Below are 20,134 nucleotides of genomic sequence, written 5' to 3'. Positions count from 1 at the left end.
GCCCTCGGACGGCGTGCGAATCCAACCACACGGCGTCGGGTCACGCAGCATCCACGGCGACGACGCCGCGACGGATCGCCGCGACCGCACGACCTGCCGCCTTTCCGACCTCCGGATCGGGCGACGTCGACCGGACCTGCTCGAGGAGGTCGATCACCTGCCGACACCACCGCACGAAGTCGCCGGCGGACAGCGCGCGCCCCTGGTCTCCCGCCGCGATCAGCGCCTCGACGAGCGAATTGTCGCTGGCCCAGTGGTAGATCGCGGCGGCGAAGCCGAAGTCCGGTTCACGGGTGGGCGGCAGCTTGTGCCGAATCTCGTCCGCCCGCAGTTCCCGCCACACCCGCACGGTTTCGTCGAGGGCGTGCCGCAGCGCTCCCGGACCGCCGCTCTCGACCGTGTCCCCCTCGCGGCGCGATTCGAAGATCACGGCGGACGCGACGGCGGCGAGTTCCGCGGGCCCGAGCCCCTTCCACACACCCTGCCGGAGGCACTCGGCCACCAAGAGGTCGCTCTCGCAATAGATCCGGCTCAACCGGGTGCCGTGCTCGGTGGCATCGGGGTGCTCACCCGCCGAGACGTAATCGCGCTCGGCGAGCAGCGACAGGATCCGATCGAACGTGCGCGCCAACGAGTTCGTCGTGGCGGCGACCTTCTGCCGCATCGTCTCCGTCTCGCGCGCCAGCCGGTTGTAGCGCTCACCGATCCGGCTCAGCTGCTCGCGGTCGGGCCAGCTGTGGCACGGATGCTGCCGGATCGCGCGCCGCAGCCGCGCGATCTCGGCGTCGTCTCCGGCCGCACCCGACTTCTTCCGCTTCCGCCGGCCCGGCGCGACGATTCCGGTGCTGCGCAACGCCGATGCCAGATCGCGTCGCACCCGGGCCGTGTGGTGATCGAAGCGTCGCGGCAACCGCATCGATCCCAAAGACCGTGCCGGCTCGGGGAAGTCGCCCGCCGACACCCGGCCCGCCCACTTCGCCTCGGTGAGGATCAACGGCTTCGGGTCCGTCGGATCCCGGTCCGGTTCCAGCACCACCGCCAGACCGGAGTGCCGTCCCACGGGGATCGCGATCACGTCGCCGCGCCGCAGGGCGACGAGCGAGGCGACGGCGGCGTCCCGGCGTTCGGTCCGGCCTGCGCGTTCGAGCGATCGTTCCCGGCTGCTCAGTTCCTCCCGCAGCCGCGCGTACTCGAAGTACTCGCCGTCCTCGCCGCCGAGCCGTTCGCTGAGCGTGGTGAGCGCGGCCTCGTTGCGTTCGATGCCGCGCGTCAGGCCGACCACCGACCGGTCGGCCTGGAACTGGGCGAACGACCGCTCGAGCAGGGCCCGCGATTCCGCCGCACCCATGCGGTCGACCAGGTTGATCGTCATGTTGTAACCGGGACGGAACGAACTGCGCAGCGGGAACGTGCGGGTGGACGCCAGCCCGGCGACGTCCACCGGTTCCACCCCGGGCTGCCACAGGACCACCGCGTGGCCCTCGACGTCGATACCGCGACGTCCCGCCCGGCCCGTGAGCTGGGTGTACTCCCCCGGGGTGAGTTCTGCGTGGGCCTCGCCGTTGTACTTGACGAGGCGTTCGAGGACGACGGTGCGGGCGGGCATGTTGATGCCGAGCGCCAGCGTCTCGGTGGCGAACACGGCCCGGACCAGACCCTTGACGAACAACTCCTCGACCGTCTGCCGGAACGCGGGCAACATCCCCGCGTGGTGCGCGGCGAGACCACGCTCGAGCGCCTTGCGCCATTCCCAGTACCCGAGGACCTCCAGATCGGCTTTCGGCAGTTCGCCGGTGTGGGCGTCGACGATGGTCCGGATCTCGGCGACCTGCTCCGGCGTCGTCAGATCGAGCCGGGATCGCAGGCACTGGGCCAGCGCGGCGTCGCACCCGGCCCGGCTGAAGATGAACGTGATCGCCGGGAGGAGCCCCTCGTCGTCGAGACGGGAGATCACTTCCGGCCGGGGCAGCGGCCGGAAATCGCTGGAGTACCCGCGGCCGCCGCCGCGTCGTCCCCTGCCCCGCGACTCCCACGAGTCGGCCCGTTCGAGGGCCTGCCGCTGCTTGACGTGACGCACCAGATCCTGGTCGACCACCAGATCCTTGCGGGCGTCCCCGCTGCGCGCCCTCGTATCGAACAGGTCGAACAGCCGCTTTCCGACCATGATGTGCTGCCACAGCGGGATCGGGCGGTTCTCGTCGACCACCACGGTGGTGTCGCCGCGCACCGTCTCCATCCACGCACCGAACTCCTCGGCGTTGCTGACGGTCGCCGACAGACTGACGAGCCGGACGTCCTCGGACAGGTGCAGGATCACCTCTTCCCACACCGCCCCACGGAACCGGTCGGCCAGGAAATGCACCTCGTCCATGACGACGTGCGACAACCCGCGCAGCGCGGCGGAATCGGCGTACAGCATGTTCCGCAACACCTCGGTGGTCATCACGACCACCGGGGCGTCCGAGTTGATGCTCGAATCTCCGGTCAGCAGCCCGACCGTGTCCTTGCCGTAGCGTCGCACCAATTCCGCGTACTTCTGATTGCTCAGCGCCTTGATCGGCGTGGTGTAGAAGCACTTGCGACCGGCCGCGAGCGCCAGGTGCACGGCGAATTCGCCGACCACCGTCTTTCCCGCGCCGGTCGGGGCGCAGACGAGGACGCCGTGGCCGCCCTCGAGCGCGCGGCAGGCGTTGATCTGGAAGGGGTCGAGCACGAAACCGAGCTGCGCCGAGAACACATCGAGTTCGGTGCCGCCGGTCGTGTCACCTGTTGTCACTGCCACCCCGTCAGATTGTCACAGGGTGTCGGAGAAGTCCTGACCCGGTGTGTTGCTGCCGGTCGTGCTCGCGTCGTCGTTCTTGTTCGCAGCACCGGACTTCCCGGACTTGCGGGAACGACGGAACCGGCCCGCGGGCTCGGGGACCGCGGTGGCGGCCACGTCGAACGACTCGTTCAGGTCCGACGGCGCCGCGATCGTCGACGCCTCGTCGTCGTCGAGGGCACCCCACTCCTGCTCCGTGCGACGAGCCTTGCGGCGATCGTTGACGCGGGCGATCTGCACCGCGATCTCGAACAGCAGCGTCAACGCGAACGCGAGCGCGAGCATCGAGAACGGGTCCTGACCGGGTGTGGCGATCGCGGCGAACACGAACAGGGCGAAGATCAGGCCGCGGCGCCACGCCTTGAGCTTCGCGTAGGACAGAACGCCGACGAAGTTCAGGGCGACGATGAGCAGCGGGATCTCGAAGCTGACGCCGAAGATGATCAGCAGGTTGATGATGAACCCGAAGTACTCCGCGCCGCCGAGTGCGGTGATCTGGACGTTGTCGCCGATCGTCAGCAGGAAATGCAGGGCCTTCGCGACGACCACGTACGCCAGAACGGCGCCGGCCATGAACAGCGCCGCGCCGGACACCACGAAGCCGATCGCGTAGCGGCGTTCCTTCGCGTACAAACCGGGGGTGATGAACGCCCACAGCTGGTACAGCCAAATGGGGCAGGCGAGGACGACGCCCGCCGTGAACGCGACCTTGAAGCGGAGCATGAACTGCTCGAACGGTCCGGTCGCGAGGAGTCGGCACGACCCGTCGTTGCTCAGGTCGGCGCGACTCGACTCCGGCAGCGAACAGTACGGCCCACGCAGGAGTTCGCCGAGACTCTCGATGCCGAAGATCTCGTGGGAGTACCAGAAGAAGCCCACCGCGGTGGTGACCACGATGGCCAGCACCGACAGGAGCAGTCGCGTGCGCAACTCGTAGAGGTGATCGACCAACGACATGGTGCCGTCGGGGTTGGTCCTCCGCTTACTGTGGCGCGGATCGAACGGAATTCGCACTGTTGTTCGCCCTAGTCTTGGTCAGCAGTCAACCGGGGTGAAGAGTCACCCCGGTTGTCAGGCGGCTCGGGCTACGCCGACTTGGGCTCGGTGTGCTGCGACTGCGGCTGCACCGGCGCCGGAGGAGTGACCGGTGCGGCGGTGGTGTCCGCCACGGGCAGCTCGGCGGGCGCGCTCTGCGCGGGGGGCGCACTCTGCGCGGTGGGCGCCGGCGTGCTGTTGTCGTTCTGCATCTCCTTGACCTCGCTCTTGAAGATGCGGAGCGAACGGCCGAGTCCACGAGCCGCGTCGGGCAGCTTCTTGGAACCGAACAGGATGACGACGACCAGCGCGACGATGGCCCAGTGCCAGGGGCTCATGGCTCCCATGATGAAACCTCCAAAAGATCAGGTAACCCTGATGCTACCGGACATACACGGCACCAGCCCGGTCGAAACCGGCTAGCTGCGCTGCCCTTTCCCTGCGGGTTTCCCGGGTCCCCGCTGTGAGCGCAGATCGGCGAGCAAGGCGTCCCCGGACCACTGCCGGTTCCCGCCCGCCTCGGCCTCGCGGATCAGTGCGACCAGCCTCGCGTTCACCGGCGCGGCCGTCCCCGACGCCTCCGCCAGGCGCACGATCTCCCCACTGATCCAGTCCACTTCGGTGCGCCTGCCCGCCTCGAGGTCGTCCCACATCGACGACCGCGCGTGCGGGTCGATGGCCAGCATCCGGCTGCCCGCCACCCGGAACACTCCGTCCGGGACGGTCAGCAACCGGGGAATCCACTGCGGCGGCAGCGGTGTGAGCTTGGCGACAGCGATACCGCGGGCGGTCAGGAGTGCGAGGGCTTCTCGCTGCGCCAGGGCGAGAGCCCGGCGGAACGGCCGCCGCGACAACTCCTCGCGGAGCGGCAGACCGGACAGGGCGTTGACCGGGTTGTTCAGGTTGAGCAGCAGCTTCGCCCACTGCACCGACCGGAAGTCCTCGTGGGCGTGCAGCGGCAGTCCGGCGTCGTCGAACACCGGCGCGAATGCGCGCACCGCCGGATGCTGCTCGATCTCGAGGTCGCCCTCGGAACCCTGGTGAAAGTGCCCGTCGCCGCGGTGCACCACATTGAACGGCACCATCGCCGCGAGAACCACCTGCTCCGGGAGTGCGGCGCGCAGGGTGTCCGCGTTGCCCAGCCCGTTCTGGGCGCTGACCACGACGGTGCCGGGGCCGATCGCCGACGCGAGTGTGGCACCCGCCTCCGGCGTCCCCGCCGACTTCACCGACACGACGACGAGATCGGCGGTGGCCGCCGACCCGGCCCCGGTGTCGAAGGCGATGTCGCGGGCACCGACGCGGATGTCCGATCCGTGCAGGTCCGTCAGCCGCAACCCGTGGTCACGGATCTCTGTCCCGACCCGCTCCCGGCCGATCAGGGTCACCTCGGCGCCGGCCGCGGCGAGCCGGCCCCCGAGATAGCACCCGATGCTGCCCGCCCCGAACACACTGATCCGCAGCGGACGCGCGGCGCCGGTCATGCCTCGACGGCCTCGTAGGCGGACAGCGCCTCCACGGCCCGGCGGCGCACCTCGTCGACCAGGTCGGGTGGTTCGAGCACGGTGATTCCGGAACCGAACCCGAGCACGAGCCGGGCCATCCACTCCAGCGCCCCGTAACTCATGGTCGCCTCGACCGAACCGTCGGCGGCGAGCGTGGCGACATCCATCGGGTAGTAGTCGAGCACCCACACGCAGTCGGCGCGGATGTGCAACCGTGCCTGGGGAAGGGATGCGTCGCCGCTGAACAACTCCAGATTGGAGTCCCGCACGAGCGCCTGCGCCGGCGGGGTGGACGGCTCATCCAGTTCGGTGGCGGCATCGATCCGGTCGAGACGGAACAGCCGGACCCCCTCGGCCTGCCGGCACCATGCCTGCAGATAGCTGTGATTGTCGACCAGCACGATCCGCACCGGATCCACGGTGCGCTCGGTGACCCGGTCCCGGGACGCCGAGTAGTACGTCAGGTGGAGGGCCCGCCGGCGATGGAGCGCGGATCGCACCGCGGCGGCGATGGGATCTTCCGCCACGTCCTCCACCACGTCCCGCTCGGACGCCGGCGTCACCGCCGCACGGGCCGCCGCCGTGCCCGCGGCATCCTCGATCTTCGCGATCGCACTGTGCGCCGCGGACGGGTCGACCATGCCCGGCATCTCCACCAGCGAACGCAGGGCAATCAGCAGGGCGGTCGCCTCGGTGGACGTCAACCGCAGCGGACGGTCGATGCCCGCCGAGAACGTCACCTCGATGCTCTCCTCGGAGAACGACAGGTCGATGAGGTCACCGGGACCGTAGCCGGGCAGCCCGCACACCCACAACTGGTTGAGGTCGGACATCAGCTGCGTGGTGGTGACGCCCAGTTCGGCGGCGGCCTCGGCGGCGCTCATCCCGGGGTTCGCGATGAAATACGGCACCAGGTTGAGGAGCCGGGACAGTCGCGACGACAGCCTGTTGCTCACGACGTCCCCCCTTCCCCTGCGGCGTCCTTCAGCTTGGTCAGCACATCGTGTCGTAGTTCCGGCGGATCGAGGACGAGGGCGTCCGCCCCGTGGCCCGCGACCAGCCGCGCGATCCAGTCCCGGGAGTGGACGGGGATCCGGAGCACGGTGCCGCCGCGCTCGTTCACCCGCTTCTCTTCCGCGGTGGTCGCCAGTCGGCGCAGTTCCTGGGCTCGGCCCTCGGCCACCCACACGGTGGCGGTGCCGGTGACCTCACCCGAACCGGTGACCCGGTCGACGATGTCCCTGAGGTCGACGCCCGCGGGTTTGTGGACGACCCCCGACGGTCCGAACTCCGTCACGTCGTCGCCGATCCGCGACAGCCGGAACGTCCGGACGGCTCCCCGGTCGACGTCGTGACCGACGAGGTACCACCGGCCGTGGGCGGTGACGACACCCCACGGTTCCACGGTGCGTTCGGTGTACGGCTCGTTGAGAGCCCCCCGATGCGGGAAGTGCACGGCGCGGCCGGCGTCGACCGCCGCCAGCAGCTTGCCGAGCGCCGGTTCGGAGCCGCGGGTCCGGGCGGGCACCGCCGTGATCGGGGTGGCCGCCGAATCCGGATCCACCTGCACACCCGCCGCACGCAGCTTGAGCAGCGCCCCCTGCGCCGCGGACGTCAACTCCGGCGACTCCCACAACTGGACGGCCACCGCGACCGCCGCCGACTCCTCCTGGCTGAGGTCGATGTCGGGGAGCTCGTACGCATTGCGGTTGATCCGATAGCCCTCGACCGTCGAGAACCGCGACGCCTGCCCGGTCTCGAGCGGAACACCGAGATCCCGCAACTCGTTCTTGTCGCGTTCGAACATGCGGCTGAACGCCTCGTCGCTGGCGGAGTCGGCGTACCCGGCAACGCTCTCGCGAATCTTCTCGGCGGTGAGGAACTGTCTGGTGGACAGCAAACAGATCACCAGGTTCATCAAGCGCTCGATCTTGGAAGTCGGCACGCCCGGAAGCCTAGTGGGTGAGCCCGTTACGGACTCCCCGAGCGCCGCTACATCGAGGCAATCAGCCGCTCCACCCGCTCGTCGACCGATCGGAACGGGTCCTTGCACAGCACGGTCCGCTGGGCCTGGTCGTTGAGCTTGAGATGCACCCAGTCGACCGTGAAGTCGCGTCCGGCCTCCTGCGCGGCGGTGATGAACTCGCCGCGCAGCTTCGCCCGGGTGGTCTGCGGCGGCGTGTCCACCGCGGCCTCGATGGTCTCGTCCTCGGTGATCCGCTTCACCAGACCCTTGCGCTGCAGCACGTCGAACACGCCGCGACCGCGTTTGATGTCGTGGTACGCCAGATCGAGTTGCGCGATCTTCGGGTCGGCCAGTTCGAAGCCGTGCCGGTCCTGGTAGCGCTGGAACAGCTTGCGCTTGATCACCCAGTCGATCTCCGTGTCGACCTTCGCGAAATCCTGCGTCTCGACGGCGTCCAGCATGCGGCCCCACAGGTCGACCACCTGCGTGACCTGCGGATCGGGGTCGCGGTTCTGCAGGTGTTCGACGGCGCGGGCGTGGTACTCCCGCTGGATGTCGAGGGCGCTGGCCTGCCTGCCGCCCGCGAGCCGCACCGGGCGGCGCCCGGTGACGTCGTGGCTGACCTCGCGGATGGCGCGGATCGGGTTGTCGAGCGCGAAGTCGCGGAACGACACCCCGGCCTCGATCATCTCGAGCACGAGCGCCGCCGTGCCCACCTTCAGCATCGTGGTGGACTCGGACATGTTCGAGTCGCCGACGATCACGTGCAGGCGGCGGTATTTCTCCGCGTCGGCGTGCGGCTCGTCGCGGGTGTTGATGATGGGCCGCGACCGCGTGGTCGCCGAGGACACGCCCTCCCAGATGTGCTCGGCGCGCTGCGACAGGCAGAACGTGGCCGCCTTCGGCGTCTGCAGTACCTTGCCCGCGCCGCAGATCAGCTGCCGCGTCACCAGGAACGGGAGCAGCACATCCGAGATCCGGGAGAATTCGCCGGCCCGCGCCACGAGGAAGTTCTCGTGACAGCCGTACGAATTACCCGCCGAGTCCGTGTTGTTCTTGAACAGATAGATGTCGCCGCCGATGCCTTCCTCGGCGAGCCGCTGCTCGGCGTCGATCAGCAACTCCTCGAGGACGCGCTCACCCGCCCGGTCGTGGTTGACCAACTGGATGAGGTTGTCGCACTCGGCTGTCGCGTATTCGGGGTGCGAGCCGACATCCAGATACAGGCGGGCACCGTTCCGGAGGAACACGTTGGAACTCCGGCCCCACGACACCACCCGCCGGAACAGGTAGCGCGCAACCTCGTCCGGGCTCAGTCGCCTGTGACCATGGAAGGTGCAGGTCACACCGAACTCTGTCTCAATTCCCATGATTCGTCGCTGCACACCTCGACAGTACAACGCCGATCACCCGGCGGAGCGGGAAAACCGTCCGGCGACACTCCGCGCCTACGCTGAGACGGTGAACCGACACCTGCACCGCATCCACCGGGCCGACGAAATCGTGTTCGGCCGCAGCGCAGATCTGCGCCCCACCGAGGTCGACCGGGCGATGCGCTTCCTCAGTCACGCGGCCGACAAGGGGGTCTTGTGGTGGTGCGTGGCGGCGCTGCTGGGACTGGTCGGCGGACGCGCCCGGCGCGGTGCCGTGCGGGGCCTGCTGTCCCTCGCGATGGCGAGCGGTCTCGCCAACGGCATCCTCAAACCGGTGTTCCCGCGGCGGCGCCCTCCTGCCCGCGCGTGGACGAACGCGCTGCGCGGGGTGCCGATCCCCCGGTCCTCGTCCTTCCCGTCGGGACATTCGGCGTCGGCGGCGGCGTTCACCACGGGTGTCGCCCTGGAATCGCCCGCGGCCGGTGCCGCACTCGCCCCCCTCGCGGCCGCGGTCGCGTACTCCCGGGTGCACAACGGCGTGCACTGGCCGTCGGACGTCGTCGCCGGGCTGATACTGGGCGGGGCCGTCGCATCGGGAACCCGCCGCTGGTGGGCGGTGCGCACCGAGGACCCCGCGGAACTGGGCCGCGCGGTCGACGCGCCGGCCCTGCCGGGCGGTGAGGGCATGCTCGTGCTGGTGAACCAGGAGTCCGGGCCGGACACTGTGGATCCCAGTGAGGAGATCGCGACCGCACTCCCGAACGCGCACGTGCGCGCCCTCGACACCGACCACGATTTCGCCGAGCAACTCGACGCCTGGGTGGCCGAGACGAATCCGCGTGCACTCGGAGTGTGCGGTGGGGACGGGACCGTGGTCGCCGTCGCGTCCGCGGCGGCGCGTCATTCGCTGCCGCTGGCGGTGTTCCCCGGCGGCACACTCAATCACTTCGCGCGCGACGCCGGCGTCGCCGACATCTCGGACACCGCGAAGGCAGTCGAGACCGGACGCGCGGTTCTCGTCGATCAGGCCGTCGTCCACACCGATGTCGAGGAACCCGCCCCATTCCTCAACACCGCCAGTCTCGGCGGCTATCCCGACGCGGTGCGGCTGCGCGAGAAGTGGCAGCCCCGGTACGGGAAGTGGCCCGCGGCCTGTGCGGCGATGGTCCGGATTCTCTCCGCGGCAACACCGCTCGCCGTCACCATCGACGGCCGCCCCGTGAAGGTGTGGATGCTGTTCGTGGGGAACGGTCGGTATTCGCCCGCCGACCAGGTTCCGATGTCGCGTCCCGCCATCACCGGCGGACTGCTCGACGTCCGGTACGTGCGAGCCGACCGGCGGGCGTCCCGGCCGCGGCTGCTGTTCGCCGCCGCGACCGGAACACTCGGAAACAGCCGGGTGTACGTGCGATCCCTCGTCCCCCGGCTCACCGTCCGGGTGAACGGTGCGCCGGTGGCGCTGGCCACCGACGGTGAAGTGGTGGCCGACGCCCGACGGTTCGAGTTTCGGACGGTGCCCGGAGCGATCGCCGTGTACCGACCTCAGTCCTGAGTGTCGGCCGGCTTCGTCTCGGTGTCCGGCTTCGGCTCCGGAGCGGACTCCGAGGTGGCCGCCGGCGCTGCGGGAACCAGCTGTTCGAGCGCGGCTCCGGCGATCCGCCGGAACGCGCGGCGGGGACGGGACTGATCGAGGACGGCCACCTCGAGGCTGGCCACGTCGACGTTCCGCTTCTCGCCCTCCCCGGCACCGCCCTGACGTAGGGCGTTGACCGCGATGCCGACCGCCGCCTCGAGATCGAGGTCGGCACGGTACGACTCGCGCATGGCGGTCGCGATCGGCTCCGTCGTGCCACCCATCACGACAAAATGCTGTTCGTCGACGATGGATCCGTCGTACGTGATGCGGTACAGCTGGGGGGCCTTCGGGCTGCCCACCCGTCCGACCTCCGCGACGCAGATCTCCACCTCGTACGGCTTGGGCTGCTCCGTGAAGATCGTGCCCAGGGTCTGCGCGTACGCGTTGGCCAGCGATCGGCCCGTCACGTCACGGCGGTCGTACGAGTAACCGCGCATGTCGGCGTGGACGATCCCTGCGCGCCGCAGATTCTCGAACTCGTTGTACTTGCCGACGGCCGCGAAGCCGAGCCGGTCGTACAGTTCGCTGACCTTGTGCAGGGCGGTGGAGGGATTCTCGGCGACGAACAGCACGCCGTCGCGGAACGTGAGCACCACGACGCTGCGTCCCCGTGCAATTCCCTTGCGCGCCAGTTCCGAGCGGTCCCGCATGATCTGCTCGGCGGAGGCGTAATACGGCATGGTCATCGCGCAGACCCCCCTTGTTCGGTGCGCTCGGCGACGATGCGCCGAGCCAACTCGGACGTCGTCTCCTCCGACACGTGCACGGCACCGGCCTGGGTGATCGTGACCGCGGTCGGGTAGATGCCGCGGGTCAGGTCGGGCCCACCGGTGGCCGAGTCGTCGTCGGCCGCGTCGTACAGCGATTCGATGGCCGCCCGCAGGGCGGTCTCCTCGTCGCTGTCCGGCGAGTAGATTTTCTTCAGCGCCGACTTCGCAAACAACGATCCCGAACCGACCGCGTGGTATCCGGCGCGTTCCTCGTACCGGCCGCCGACGACGTCGTACGAGACGATGCGGCCCGCCCGGGCCTCGTCGTCCGCGTCGAGGTCGTAGCCGACCAGCAGCGGGACGACCGCGAGACCCTGCATCGCCGCCCCGAGGTTGCCCCGCACCATCGACGCCAGGCGGTTGGCCTTACCGTCGAACGTCAGCGGCACGCCCTCGATCTTCTCGTAGTGCTCGAGCTCGACGGCGAACAGGCGCACCAGTTCGATGGCGATGCCTGCGGTGCCGGCGATTCCGGCCGCCGAATACTCGTCGGTGACGTACACCTTCTCGACGTCCCGGCTGGCGATCAGGTTGCCCTGGGTTGCGCGCCGGTCGCCTGCGAGCAGGACGCCACCCTTGTAGGTGAGCGCCACGATCGTCGTTCCGTGCGGTGCGAGATCACCGCTCTCCATCCCGTCACCACCCCGTGTCGAGTGCGAACGATGGCCGATCCGATTCTCCGGCAGCAATTCTGGTGCGTGACCACGCAGATACTCGGTGAACGAGCTCAGATTCGAACCGAAACTGAGCCTCGTGTCACCGTCGCCTGTCCGCAATGCCGGTCGATCCGCCGTCACTGGCCGCCCTTCTGGACATAGGCCCGGACGAAGTCCTCGGCGTTCTCCTCGAGCACGTCGTCGATCTCGTCGAGCAGGTCGTCGGTGTCCTCGGCCAGCTTTTCGCGACGTTCCTGACCGGCCGCACCGTCACCGCCCGGGGTGTCGTCCTCGTCGCCGCCGCCAGTTCGTTTGGTCTGCTCTTGCGCCATCGCCGCCGACCTCCTTGTGTGAAGGGAGCTCTTCTTCCGAGCGTCCTGTGCTGCCAAGCAGTCTGACTACATCATCCGCTCGGACCTTCACCCTACCGAGCGTCGCCGCCCCAGGTGTGCCGACGCGACGGCGAGTTCCGGGCAGATCCGTGCGGGAACGGCCGAGATGTCAGTTCGTGAGCTCGTCGACGAGCTCCTTCGCGGTCTCCACCGACTCCAGCAACTCCCCCACGTGCGCCTTGCTGCCCCGCAGCGGCTCGAGGGTGGGAATGCGGACCAGGGAGTCGCCGCCGAGATCGAAGATCACCGAATCCCAGCTCGCAGCCGCGATGTCGGCGCCGAACTTGCGCAGGCATTCACCGCGGAAGTAGGCGCGGGTGTCGGTCGGCGGGGTGTCGACGGCGTCGAGCACCGCCTGCTCCGACACCAGCCGCTCCATCGACCCGCGGGCGACGAGCCGGTTGTACAGGCCCTTGTCGAGGCGGACATCCGAGTACTGCAGATCGACCAGATGCAGTCGCGGCGCGGACCAGTTGAGGCCCTCCCGGTTCCGGAAACCCTCGAGCAGCCGCAGCTTGGCCGGCCAGTCCAGCAGGTGGGCGCATTCCATCGGGTCCCGCTCGAGGAGGTCGAGCACCATCGCCCACTTCTCCAGCAGATCGGCCACGCGGGGGTCGTCGTTGCCCTCGGCGGACATGAACTTGTCGACCCGGTCCAGGTAGATCCGCTGCAACGCAAGCCCGGTCAGTTCCCGGCCGTCGGCCAGCGCGACCGTGGCGCGCAGCGTCGGGTCGTGGCTGATGTGGTGCACGGCGGTGACGGGTCGGGCCAGCTGCAGGTCGGTGAGATCGACGCCGGCCTCGATGAGGTCGAGGACCAGCGCCGTCGTCCCGACCTTCAGGTACGTCGACATCTCGGCGAGGTTCGCATCGCCGATGATGACGTGCAGGCGCCGGTACTTGTCCGCGTCGGCGTGCGGTTCGTCGCGGGTGTTGATGATGCCGCGCTTGAGCGTGGTCTCCAGCCCGACCTCCACCTCGATGTAGTCGGCCCGCTGGGACAGCTGGAAGCCGGCCTCGTCGCCGGACTGGCCGATGCCCACCCGGCCCGACCCGCAGATCACCTGACGGGACGCGAAGAACGGCGTCAGCCCGTTGATCACCGCGGAGAACGGCGTGGCCCGGGACATCAGGTAGTTCTCGTGGGTGCCGTACGACGCGCCCTTACCGTCCACGTTGTTCTTGTACAGCTGCAGTCGCGGGGCTCCGGGGACGCTCGACGCGTGCCGGGCGGCCGCCTCCATCACGCGTTCGCCGGCCTTGTCCCAGATGACGGCGTCCAGGGGGTCGGTGACCTCCGGGGCCGAGTACTCGGGGTGCGCGTGGTCGACGTAGAGCCGGGCGCCGTTGGTGAGGATCATGTTGGCCGCGCCGACCTCGTCGGCGTCGATGACCGGCGCCGGGCCGCTGAGCCGGCCCAGGTCGAATCCGCGGGCGTCCCGCAGCGGGGATTCCACCTCGTAATCCCATCGGGTGCGCTTCGCGCGCGGCACTCCCGCGGCCGCCGCATAGGCCAGCACCGCCTGGGTGGACGTCAAGATCGGATTGGCCGAAGGCTCGCTGGGTGAGGAGATTCCGTACTCGACTTCGACACCGATGATCCGCTGCATGCTGCCGAGCCTATGCGATCACCCACGCCACCCGACGGCACACTCCTGCCGCGCGAGCCGTCGACGTCGGGCGACTAGCCCGGCGAGCACTCCAGGTACCGGTCCGCCGAGATCGCCTCGAGCACGGTCCGGACCCCGGGCGGGGCCCAGGAGTGGGTGCCGTCGGTGCCGATTCGAGGGTCCGTCAGGTGCACGGTCCGGCGGCGCGTCACGATCGTGCATCCGCCCGCCGCCACCACGTTTCGCACCCAGTCGCTGTGCGCTCCGTACGTGAGGGCGAACCGGTAGCGCCCGTCCACGACGAACACGTTGACGGGCGTGCGATAAGTCTTGCCGGATGTGCGGCCACGATGCTCGACCAAGGCGAATCCGGGCAGGAAAGTCGCGACATGACGGCTCACCCGATTGGTGACGACCCGGTTGAATCGGGCGATCGAACGCGGCAACGCCATGAACTCTCACCCCTTCGGCACCGGCACGAGCAACCGACCTCGACAGTACCGACGTTCGCCGGGGTGCTGGCAGGATCGACTCATGGATTCCGCACCGAACACCCCACCCGGCACGGACGAAGTGGTGGCGGTGTTCGACAGTTCCGGGCGACCGGTGGGGTCCGCCGCGCGTTCCCGTGTCTACGCCGAGGGACTGTGGCACGCGAGCGCCGGGGTGCTCGTCCGATCCGGTGACGAGCGGCGCCTCTACGTGCACCGGCGGTCGGACACGAAGACGGTGTTCGCCGGGCACCACGACTGCCTGGCCGGCGGGGTGGTCGATCCCGGGGAGACGCCGGAAGAGGCGGCGGGGCGGGAACTGGCGGAGGAACTGGGCATCACCGGAGTGAGGCTCACCCCCATCGCGAGGGTGGCGTGGGACGGCGAGTGGCAGGGCCTGCGGCTGCGCTGCCACCTGTACGCCTACGAGGCGCACTGGGACGGGCCCGTCGTCCACCAGGCCAGCGAGATCGCATCGGGCTGGTGGTGGACACCCCACGAACTGGTGACGCACCTGCGCGACCCGCGGTGGCCGTTCGTGCCGGACACGAGGGCACTCCTCGAGGACTACCTCGTCGCACGGGACCGCTGACCCGACAACCGGCGCGGCGGGAACCGTATCCCGGTTCCCGCCGCGCGGGTCTGCCGATCGTCCTACAGGTACTGGCCGGTGTTGGACTCGGTGTCGATGGCGCGGCTCGCGCTCGCGTTCTTACCCGTGACCAACGTGCGGATGTAGACGATCCGCTCACCCTTCTTGCCCGAGATGCGGGCCCAGTCGTCGGGGTTGGTGGTGTTCGGCAGGTCCTCGTTCTCCGAGAACTCGTCGACGATGGAGTCGAACAGGTGCTGGACGCGCAGGCCCGGGGCACCGGTGTCGAGGACCGACTTGATCGCGTACTTCTTGGCGCGGTCGACGATGTTCTGGATCATCGCCCCCGAGTTGAAGTCCTTGAAGTACAGGACCTCCTTGTCGCCGTTGGCGTACGTGACCTCGAGGAAGCGGTTCTCCTCGCTCTCGGCGTACATACGGTCGACGACCCGTTCGATCATCACCCGGATGCAGGCCGTGCGGTCGCCACCGAACTCCGCGATGTCGTCGCTGTGCACCGGCAACGTCTCGACGAGGTACTTCGAGAAGATGTCCTGAGCCGACTCCGCGTCGGGGCGTTCGATCTTGATCTTCACGTCGAGGCGGCCGGGGCGCAGGATCGCGGGGTCGATCATGTCCTCCCGGTTGGAGGCGCCGATCACGATGACGTTCTCGAGTCCCTCGACACCGTCGATCTCACTGAGCAGCTGCGGCACGACGGTGGTCTCGACGTCGGAGGACACACCCGACCCGCGGGTGCGGAAGATCGAATCCATCTCGTCGAAGAACACGATCACCGGGGTGCCCTCGGACGCCTTCTCCCGGGCCCGCTGGAAGATCAGCCGGATGTGCCGCTCGGTCTCGCCGACGAACTTGTTCAGCAGCTCGGGGCCCTTGATGTTGAGGAAGTAGGACTTGGCTTCCTTGCTGTCCTGCCCCCGGGCCTCCGCGATCTTCTTCGCGAGGGAGTTGGCGACCGCCTTGGCGATGAGCGTCTTGCCGCACCCGGGCGGACCGTAGAGGAGCACACCCTTCGGCGGGCGGAGCTCGTATTCGTGGAACAGGTCCTTGTGGAGGAACGGCAACTCGACGGCGTCACGGATCTGCTCGATCTGCCTGCCGAGGCCGCCGATGTCGTCGTAGTGGACGTCGGGCACCTCTTCGAGGACGAGATCCTCGACCTCGGCCTTGGGGATCCGCTCGAACGCGTACCCGGCCTTCGTGTCGACGAGGAGGGAGTCGCCCGGCCGTAGTTTGCGGGTGGGCGATTCGGCGTCGTACGCGACCGACTCTCTCTCGCTGTCCGCGTACACGGTGGCGAGGGGTTCGGCCAGCCAGACGATCCGTTCCTCGTCGGCGTGACCGACCACGAGGGCGCGCTGACCGTCGTCGAGGACCTCGCGCAGCGTGCTGATCTCACCGACGCGCTCGAAGTTGCCCGCTTCCACGATCGTGAGTGCCTCGTTGAGGCGCACGGTCTGGCCGAGCTTGAGGGATTCGGCGTCGACGTTCGGGGAGCAGGTCAACCGCATCTTGCGTCCGGAGGTGAACACGTCCACGGTCTGATCGTCGTGCACTCCGAGCAGCACGCCGTACCCGCTCGGCGGCTGGCCGAGGCGATCGACTTCCTCTCGGAGCGCAATGAGCTGCTGACGGGCCTCCTTGAGGGTGTCCATCAGCTTGGTGTTCCGGATGGACAGCGAGTCCACTCGCGATTCCATCTCACGAAGCTGTTCCGGCGACTCCGCGAGCTGCCTGCGCAGTGCCGACGCCTCCGCGCGCAACGCCTCGAGCTCTCGTGCGGCCGCAACCGAATCGGGGTTCTCTGTCGAGCTCATGTGCGTCTCCTCCCAATGAGATCTATCAACGCTACCGGCACTGCCCGAATTCTGCGCCGTGACACGGATTCTGCCGATTGCGAATCGGCATACGCGACACCCTGGGCCACCGAAACTCTCATGTTAGCCTTACCTACCTGTCGAGCAGTTTCCTCTCTGTTCCGTGTAACGAAAGGGTTCGTCGTGATAATCCGCAAGCCCCTGAACGGCACGTCCTTCACCGGTAGGTCCGTGGTTGCCGTGGGCGCGGTGGTCTTCGCGCTCGGAATGTCGGCCTGCTCGTCCGACGACGGTTCCGGCACCGCCGCGGCGACGTCCGCGGCCACGTCGTCCCAGGTAGACGCGGCCGTCGCCGCCCCCACGTCGGAGGAACTGCTCGGTACGCTCCAGCTGCTCGTGGACCCGGCCCGGCCGGTCGACGAGAAAACCGTCGTGGTCGTCGACGGCGACGAACGCCGCCCGAATCTGGAGGCGATGACCGCCGCCATGGCCAACTACCCGGTGTCCTTCACGGTCACGGACGTGCAGGTGGAGGGCGATACCGCGACGGCGAACGTCGCGATCGTGAGCCCGCACGGCACGGCCGCTCCGACGGCGTGGACGTGGGAGAACGTCGACGGCGTGTGGAAGGTGTCGGACGAGAGCACGTGCACCCTGCTCGGCATGGCACGCGCGGGCTGCAGCTAGCCCGGTCCTTCGGCGGCGCCCGCACCGGGCGCCGCCGAAGGCGTGTCTCAGCCCTTACCCGACCGGCGCTGCGGCTTGGGGGTGACGGTTCCCTCGGCGAGACGCCGGGCGCTCACCAGGAACGCGGTGTGGCCCTGCATCCGGTGTTCCGGCCGCACGGCGAGCCCGACGACGTGCCAGCCACGGACGATCGACTCCCAGGACCGCGGCTCGGTCCAGCACTCCTGCTCGCGCATCGCCTCGACGACCTTGGAGAGTTGCGTCACAGTCGCGACGTAGACGACGAGCACGCCGCCGGGGACCAGCGCCTTGGACACGGCGGGCAGCGCGTCCCAGGGTGCCAGCATGTCGAGGACCACCCGGTCGACCGGGCCGCCCGCCGCGCCGGCGTCGAACTCGGCGACGTCCGCGATGGTCAGGTCCCAGTTCGCGGGGCGTTCCCCGAAGAACGTCTCGACGTTCCGCACCGCGTGCTCGGCGTGGTCGTCGCGCACCTCGTACGAGATGACCCGGCCTTCCGGCCCCACCGCCCGCAGCAGGGAGCACGTCAGGGCGCCCGAGCCTGCGCCGGCTTCGAGGACGCGGGCGCCGGGGAAGACGTCGCCCTCGTGGACGATCTGCGCGGCGTCCTTCGGGTAGATGACCTGCGCCCCGCGGGGCATCGACAGGACGTAGTCGACGAGCAGCGGTCGCAGCGCCAGGTACGGGGTGCCGTTGGTCGACTTGACCACGCTGCCCTCGTCGGTGCCGATCAGGTCGTCGTGCAGGATTCCGCCGCGGTGCGTGTGGAACTCCTTGCCGGCCTCCAAGTTGACCGTGTAGTGCCGGCCCTTGCCGTCGGTCAACTGGACGCGATCGCCCACCCGAAACGGTCCACTCGGTCGCGTTTCGCGTCCCACCATCGTCACCGACTCCTCAGCCTGTTCGTCCGGCGCCGTCCGGCGCCCGCCCCGCTGCCCCGACACGACTGTCGGACCGGGGGCCTACCCTGCCAGGTGTGAGCATCTCAGAGTCGCCAGCCCCCGTCACAAAGGGTTCCCCGTCACAGCCCGGCGACACTTCGGTCACCCGCAGGCGCCCCGCCCTGTCACCGTCCCGCGCCGGCGACTTCAAGCAGTGCCCGCTCCTCTACCGCTTCCGTGCCGTCGACCGGCTCCCCGAGGCGCCGTCGCGCGCGCAGGTGAAGGGCACGGTCGTGCACGCCGCGCTCGAGACGCTGTTCGCGTTGCCCGCCGCCGAACGGGTTCCGCAGAAGGCGGTCGATCTGATCCTCCCGTCCTGGGAGCGCCTCCTCGCCGAGGCCCCCGACCTGATCGACCTGGTTCCCGAGGACCAGCGCGAGTCGTTCCTCGACGAGGCGCGGTCGCTCGTCACCGCCTACTACGAACTGGAGGACCCCACCCGGTTCGAGGCCGAATCGTGCGAACAGCGCGTCGAGACCGAACTCGCCGACGGGGTGCTGCTCCGCGGATTCGTCGACCGCATCGACGTGGCCCCCACCGGTGAGGTGCGGGTGGTCGACTACAAGACCGGTCGCGCACCCCGCGAGATGTCCGAGTCCAAGGCGCTGTTCCAGATGAAGTTCTACGCGCTGGTCCTGCTGCGCACCCGCGGCATCGTCCCGGCGCAGCTGCGGCTGCTGTATCTCGCGTCCGGGACGGTCCTCACCTACGCGCCCGACGAGGACGAACTGCTGCGGTTCGAGCGCACGCTGTCGGCGATCTGGAAGGCCATCCTGGCGGCGGGTGTCACCGGCGATTTCCGACCCAAGCCGAGCCGGCTCTGCGACTGGTGTGATCATAAGTCCCTGTGCCCCTCGTTCGGAGGAACGCCGCCTCCCTACCCGGGATGGCCGGAGGGGCCCGCCGAAGACGCACCAGGTTTCGAGGAGATTGTCGAATGAGTTCCGAGTCCTACTACGTACCACTCGGTTCGGAAGCATTGGGTGCGCCGGAAGTGGACTCGGACCAGAAGATCACGGTCGAGCGATTCGACAGCACGGATCTGACGATCAGCGTGTGGGCCGAGACGATGCAGCACGGCGCTCCCCCGTCCGCGCTGCTCGTGCGGGCACTCGAACGGTGCGCCCCTCGTGACGACGCGCGCATCACGCGGGTCGTGGTCGAGATCCTCGGCCCGATCCCGATCGCCGAACTCGAGGTCCGGTCCTGGGTGCAGCGGCCGGGCCGCCGGGTGGAACTGGTGGTCGCCGAACTGTGGACCGTCGGCGAGCGGCCCCGTGCCGTGGCGCGGGGCTCGGCGTGGCGCATGGAGACCGTCGACACGAGCGATGCCGTCCACGTCATCGACTCGCCACTCGAACCTCGGTCCACCGGCCGGGAGGGCAAGTTCAGCGAAGGCTGGAATTCGGGCTACCTGACGACCCTCGATTGGCGGTGGATCGCCGAGATGGGGTGCGAGGGCCCCGGCAAGCTGTGGGCGAGGCCGCGGCCCGCGCTGGTCCTCGGCGAGACCATGACGCCGCTCGAGCGGCTCTTCTCCATCGCGGACGTCGCCAACGGTGTGGGATCGAAACTCGACCCGGCCGACTGGACGTTCCTCAACACCGACCTCACCGTGCACATCTTCCGGGTCCCCGACGGCGAATGGGTCGGCGTCGGCTCCGAGACGTCCATCGGCCCCGACGGCGTGGGAATGTGCGCGGGCGTGCTGTACGACGAGACCGGCGCGGTCGGCCGGATCGCCCAGACCGTACAGGTCCGCGCCCGCTCCTGACCGGAACGGGCGCGGATCGTCCTGCGG

Annotated in this window: 19 protein-coding genes; 5 read left to right on the top strand and 14 right to left on the bottom strand. The window is 69.0% G+C overall.

Going from position 1 to position 20,134, the window contains the following annotated elements:
* Positions 1-40: 40 nt before the first annotated feature.
* From P3H15_RS05175 to pafA, 7 genes are all read right to left on the bottom strand, one after another.
* Positions 41-2,776, bottom strand: a complete 2,736-nt coding sequence (locus P3H15_RS05175; protein WP_276136423.1) for an RNA helicase — start codon at positions 2,774-2,776, stop codon at positions 41-43.
* An 18-nt stretch (positions 2,777-2,794) separates the two neighbouring features.
* Complete coding sequence (gene tatC / locus P3H15_RS05170) at positions 2,795-3,835, bottom strand: twin-arginine translocase subunit TatC (RefSeq protein ID WP_276136252.1); 1,041 nt, start codon at positions 3,833-3,835, stop codon at positions 2,795-2,797.
* A 71-nt stretch (positions 3,836-3,906) separates the two neighbouring features.
* Positions 3,907-4,203 (bottom strand): Sec-independent protein translocase subunit TatA, encoded by a 297-nt coding sequence (tatA, locus tag P3H15_RS05165; protein ID WP_276136251.1) that lies wholly within the window; start codon positions 4,201-4,203, stop codon positions 3,907-3,909.
* 72 nt (positions 4,204-4,275) lie between these two features.
* Positions 4,276-5,340, bottom strand: coding sequence for a 2-dehydropantoate 2-reductase (locus P3H15_RS05160; protein WP_276136250.1), 1,065 nt, complete (start codon positions 5,338-5,340; stop codon positions 4,276-4,278).
* Entirely contained in the window at positions 5,337-6,317 is a 981-nt protein-coding gene (locus P3H15_RS05155; protein WP_276136249.1) for a YafY family protein, read from the bottom strand. The genes P3H15_RS05160 and P3H15_RS05155 overlap by 4 nt, the downstream gene beginning before the upstream one ends.
* On the bottom strand, positions 6,314-7,306 hold the full coding sequence (locus P3H15_RS05150; protein ID WP_276136248.1) for a YafY family protein: 993 nt from the start codon (positions 7,304-7,306) through the stop codon (positions 6,314-6,316). The genes P3H15_RS05155 and P3H15_RS05150 overlap by 4 nt, the downstream gene beginning before the upstream one ends.
* A 47-nt stretch (positions 7,307-7,353) precedes the next feature.
* Positions 7,354-8,712: a Pup--protein ligase gene (pafA, locus tag P3H15_RS05145; RefSeq protein WP_012687833.1), complete on the bottom strand. Its 1,359-nt coding sequence runs from the start codon at positions 8,710-8,712 to the stop codon at positions 7,354-7,356.
* 76 nt (positions 8,713-8,788) lie between these two features.
* Between pafA and P3H15_RS05140 the strand changes: the two genes are divergently transcribed.
* Positions 8,789-10,252: a phosphatase PAP2 family protein gene (locus P3H15_RS05140; protein WP_276136247.1), complete on the top strand. Its 1,464-nt coding sequence runs from the start codon at positions 8,789-8,791 to the stop codon at positions 10,250-10,252.
* On the opposite strand, the gene prcA is transcribed toward P3H15_RS05140, so the two are convergent.
* From prcA to P3H15_RS05115, 5 genes are all read right to left on the bottom strand, one after another.
* Entirely contained in the window at positions 10,243-11,022 is a 780-nt protein-coding gene (prcA, locus tag P3H15_RS05135) for a proteasome subunit alpha (RefSeq protein ID WP_276136246.1), read from the bottom strand. The two genes, P3H15_RS05140 and prcA, sit on opposite strands and share 10 nt — an antisense overlap.
* The gene (gene prcB / locus P3H15_RS05130) at positions 11,019-11,903 is read right to left on the bottom strand and encodes a proteasome subunit beta (protein ID WP_206010987.1); all 885 of its coding nucleotides are present in this window, start codon (positions 11,901-11,903) and stop codon (positions 11,019-11,021) included. The genes prcA and prcB overlap by 4 nt, the downstream gene beginning before the upstream one ends.
* Positions 11,900-12,094, bottom strand: coding sequence for a ubiquitin-like protein Pup (locus tag P3H15_RS05125; RefSeq protein ID WP_005242990.1), 195 nt, complete (start codon positions 12,092-12,094; stop codon positions 11,900-11,902). The genes prcB and P3H15_RS05125 overlap by 4 nt, the downstream gene beginning before the upstream one ends.
* Positions 12,095-12,263: 169 nt before the next feature.
* Positions 12,264-13,763 carry a depupylase/deamidase Dop gene (gene dop, locus P3H15_RS05120; RefSeq protein ID WP_007299057.1) on the bottom strand — a complete coding sequence of 500 codons (1,500 nt, stop codon included), beginning with the start codon at positions 13,761-13,763 and terminating at the stop codon, positions 12,264-12,266.
* Positions 13,764-13,837: 74 nt separating this feature from the next.
* Positions 13,838-14,215: a nitroreductase family deazaflavin-dependent oxidoreductase gene (locus P3H15_RS05115; protein ID WP_276136245.1), complete on the bottom strand. Its 378-nt coding sequence runs from the start codon at positions 14,213-14,215 to the stop codon at positions 13,838-13,840.
* Positions 14,216-14,297: 82 nt separating this feature from the next.
* On the opposite strand from P3H15_RS05115, the gene P3H15_RS05110 reads away from it, so the two are divergent.
* Positions 14,298-14,846 (top strand): NUDIX domain-containing protein, encoded by a 549-nt coding sequence (locus P3H15_RS05110; protein WP_276136244.1) that lies wholly within the window; start codon positions 14,298-14,300, stop codon positions 14,844-14,846.
* Positions 14,847-14,908: 62 nt separating this feature from the next.
* Here the strand turns inward: P3H15_RS05110 and arc are convergent, their stop codons facing one another.
* The gene (arc, locus tag P3H15_RS05105) at positions 14,909-16,684 is read right to left on the bottom strand and encodes a proteasome ATPase (protein WP_276136243.1); all 1,776 of its coding nucleotides are present in this window, start codon (positions 16,682-16,684) and stop codon (positions 14,909-14,911) included.
* A 183-nt stretch (positions 16,685-16,867) separates the two neighbouring features.
* On the opposite strand from arc, the gene P3H15_RS05100 reads away from it, so the two are divergent.
* Positions 16,868-17,371 (top strand): hypothetical protein, encoded by a 504-nt coding sequence (locus P3H15_RS05100; RefSeq protein ID WP_276136242.1) that lies wholly within the window; start codon positions 16,868-16,870, stop codon positions 17,369-17,371.
* A 47-nt stretch (positions 17,372-17,418) separates the two neighbouring features.
* Here the strand turns inward: P3H15_RS05100 and P3H15_RS05095 are convergent, their stop codons facing one another.
* Entirely contained in the window at positions 17,419-18,273 is an 855-nt protein-coding gene (locus tag P3H15_RS05095) for a tRNA (adenine-N1)-methyltransferase (protein ID WP_276136241.1), read from the bottom strand.
* 95 nt (positions 18,274-18,368) lie between these two features.
* Between P3H15_RS05095 and P3H15_RS05090 the strand changes: the two genes are divergently transcribed.
* Together P3H15_RS05090 and P3H15_RS05085 are read left to right on the top strand one after the other, a co-directional pair.
* On the top strand, positions 18,369-19,274 hold the full coding sequence (locus tag P3H15_RS05090) for a RecB family exonuclease (RefSeq protein WP_276136240.1): 906 nt from the start codon (positions 18,369-18,371) through the stop codon (positions 19,272-19,274).
* Positions 19,271-20,107, top strand: a complete 837-nt coding sequence (locus tag P3H15_RS05085; RefSeq protein WP_276136239.1) for a thioesterase family protein — start codon at positions 19,271-19,273, stop codon at positions 20,105-20,107. Before P3H15_RS05090 ends, P3H15_RS05085 begins: the two co-directional genes overlap by 4 nt.
* The last annotated feature ends 27 nt before the right edge of the window (positions 20,108-20,134 follow it).

This window comes from Rhodococcus sp. T2V, from assembly GCF_029269925.1.
GTDB lineage: Bacteria > Actinomycetota > Actinomycetes > Mycobacteriales > Mycobacteriaceae > Rhodococcus_F > Rhodococcus_F koreensis.
The sequence above is the reverse complement of the archived record's forward strand: the minus strand, read 5'-3'. Positions and strand labels throughout refer to the sequence as shown.

Coding starts and splice junctions, on each gene's coding strand:
- P3H15_RS05110 (WP_276136244.1), top strand. CDS start 14,298: ATGGATTCCGCACCGAACACCCCACCCGGCACGGACGAAGTGGTGGCG.
- tatA (WP_276136251.1), bottom strand. CDS start 4,203: ATGGGAGCCATGAGCCCCTGGCACTGGGCCATCGTCGCGCTGGTCGTC.
- P3H15_RS05160 (WP_276136250.1), bottom strand. CDS start 5,340: ATGACCGGCGCCGCGCGTCCGCTGCGGATCAGTGTGTTCGGGGCGGGC.
- P3H15_RS05095 (WP_276136241.1), bottom strand. CDS start 18,273: ATGGTGGGACGCGAAACGCGACCGAGTGGACCGTTTCGGGTGGGCGAT.
- P3H15_RS05115 (WP_276136245.1), bottom strand. CDS start 14,215: ATGGCGTTGCCGCGTTCGATCGCCCGATTCAACCGGGTCGTCACCAAT.
- P3H15_RS05085 (WP_276136239.1), top strand. CDS start 19,271: ATGAGTTCCGAGTCCTACTACGTACCACTCGGTTCGGAAGCATTGGGT.
- dop (WP_007299057.1), bottom strand. CDS start 13,763: ATGCAGCGGATCATCGGTGTCGAAGTCGAGTACGGAATCTCCTCACCC.
- arc (WP_276136243.1), bottom strand. CDS start 16,684: ATGAGCTCGACAGAGAACCCCGATTCGGTTGCGGCCGCACGAGAGCTC.
- P3H15_RS05125 (WP_005242990.1), bottom strand. CDS start 12,094: ATGGCGCAAGAGCAGACCAAACGAACTGGCGGCGGCGACGAGGACGAC.
- prcA (WP_276136246.1), bottom strand. CDS start 11,022: ATGACCATGCCGTATTACGCCTCCGCCGAGCAGATCATGCGGGACCGC.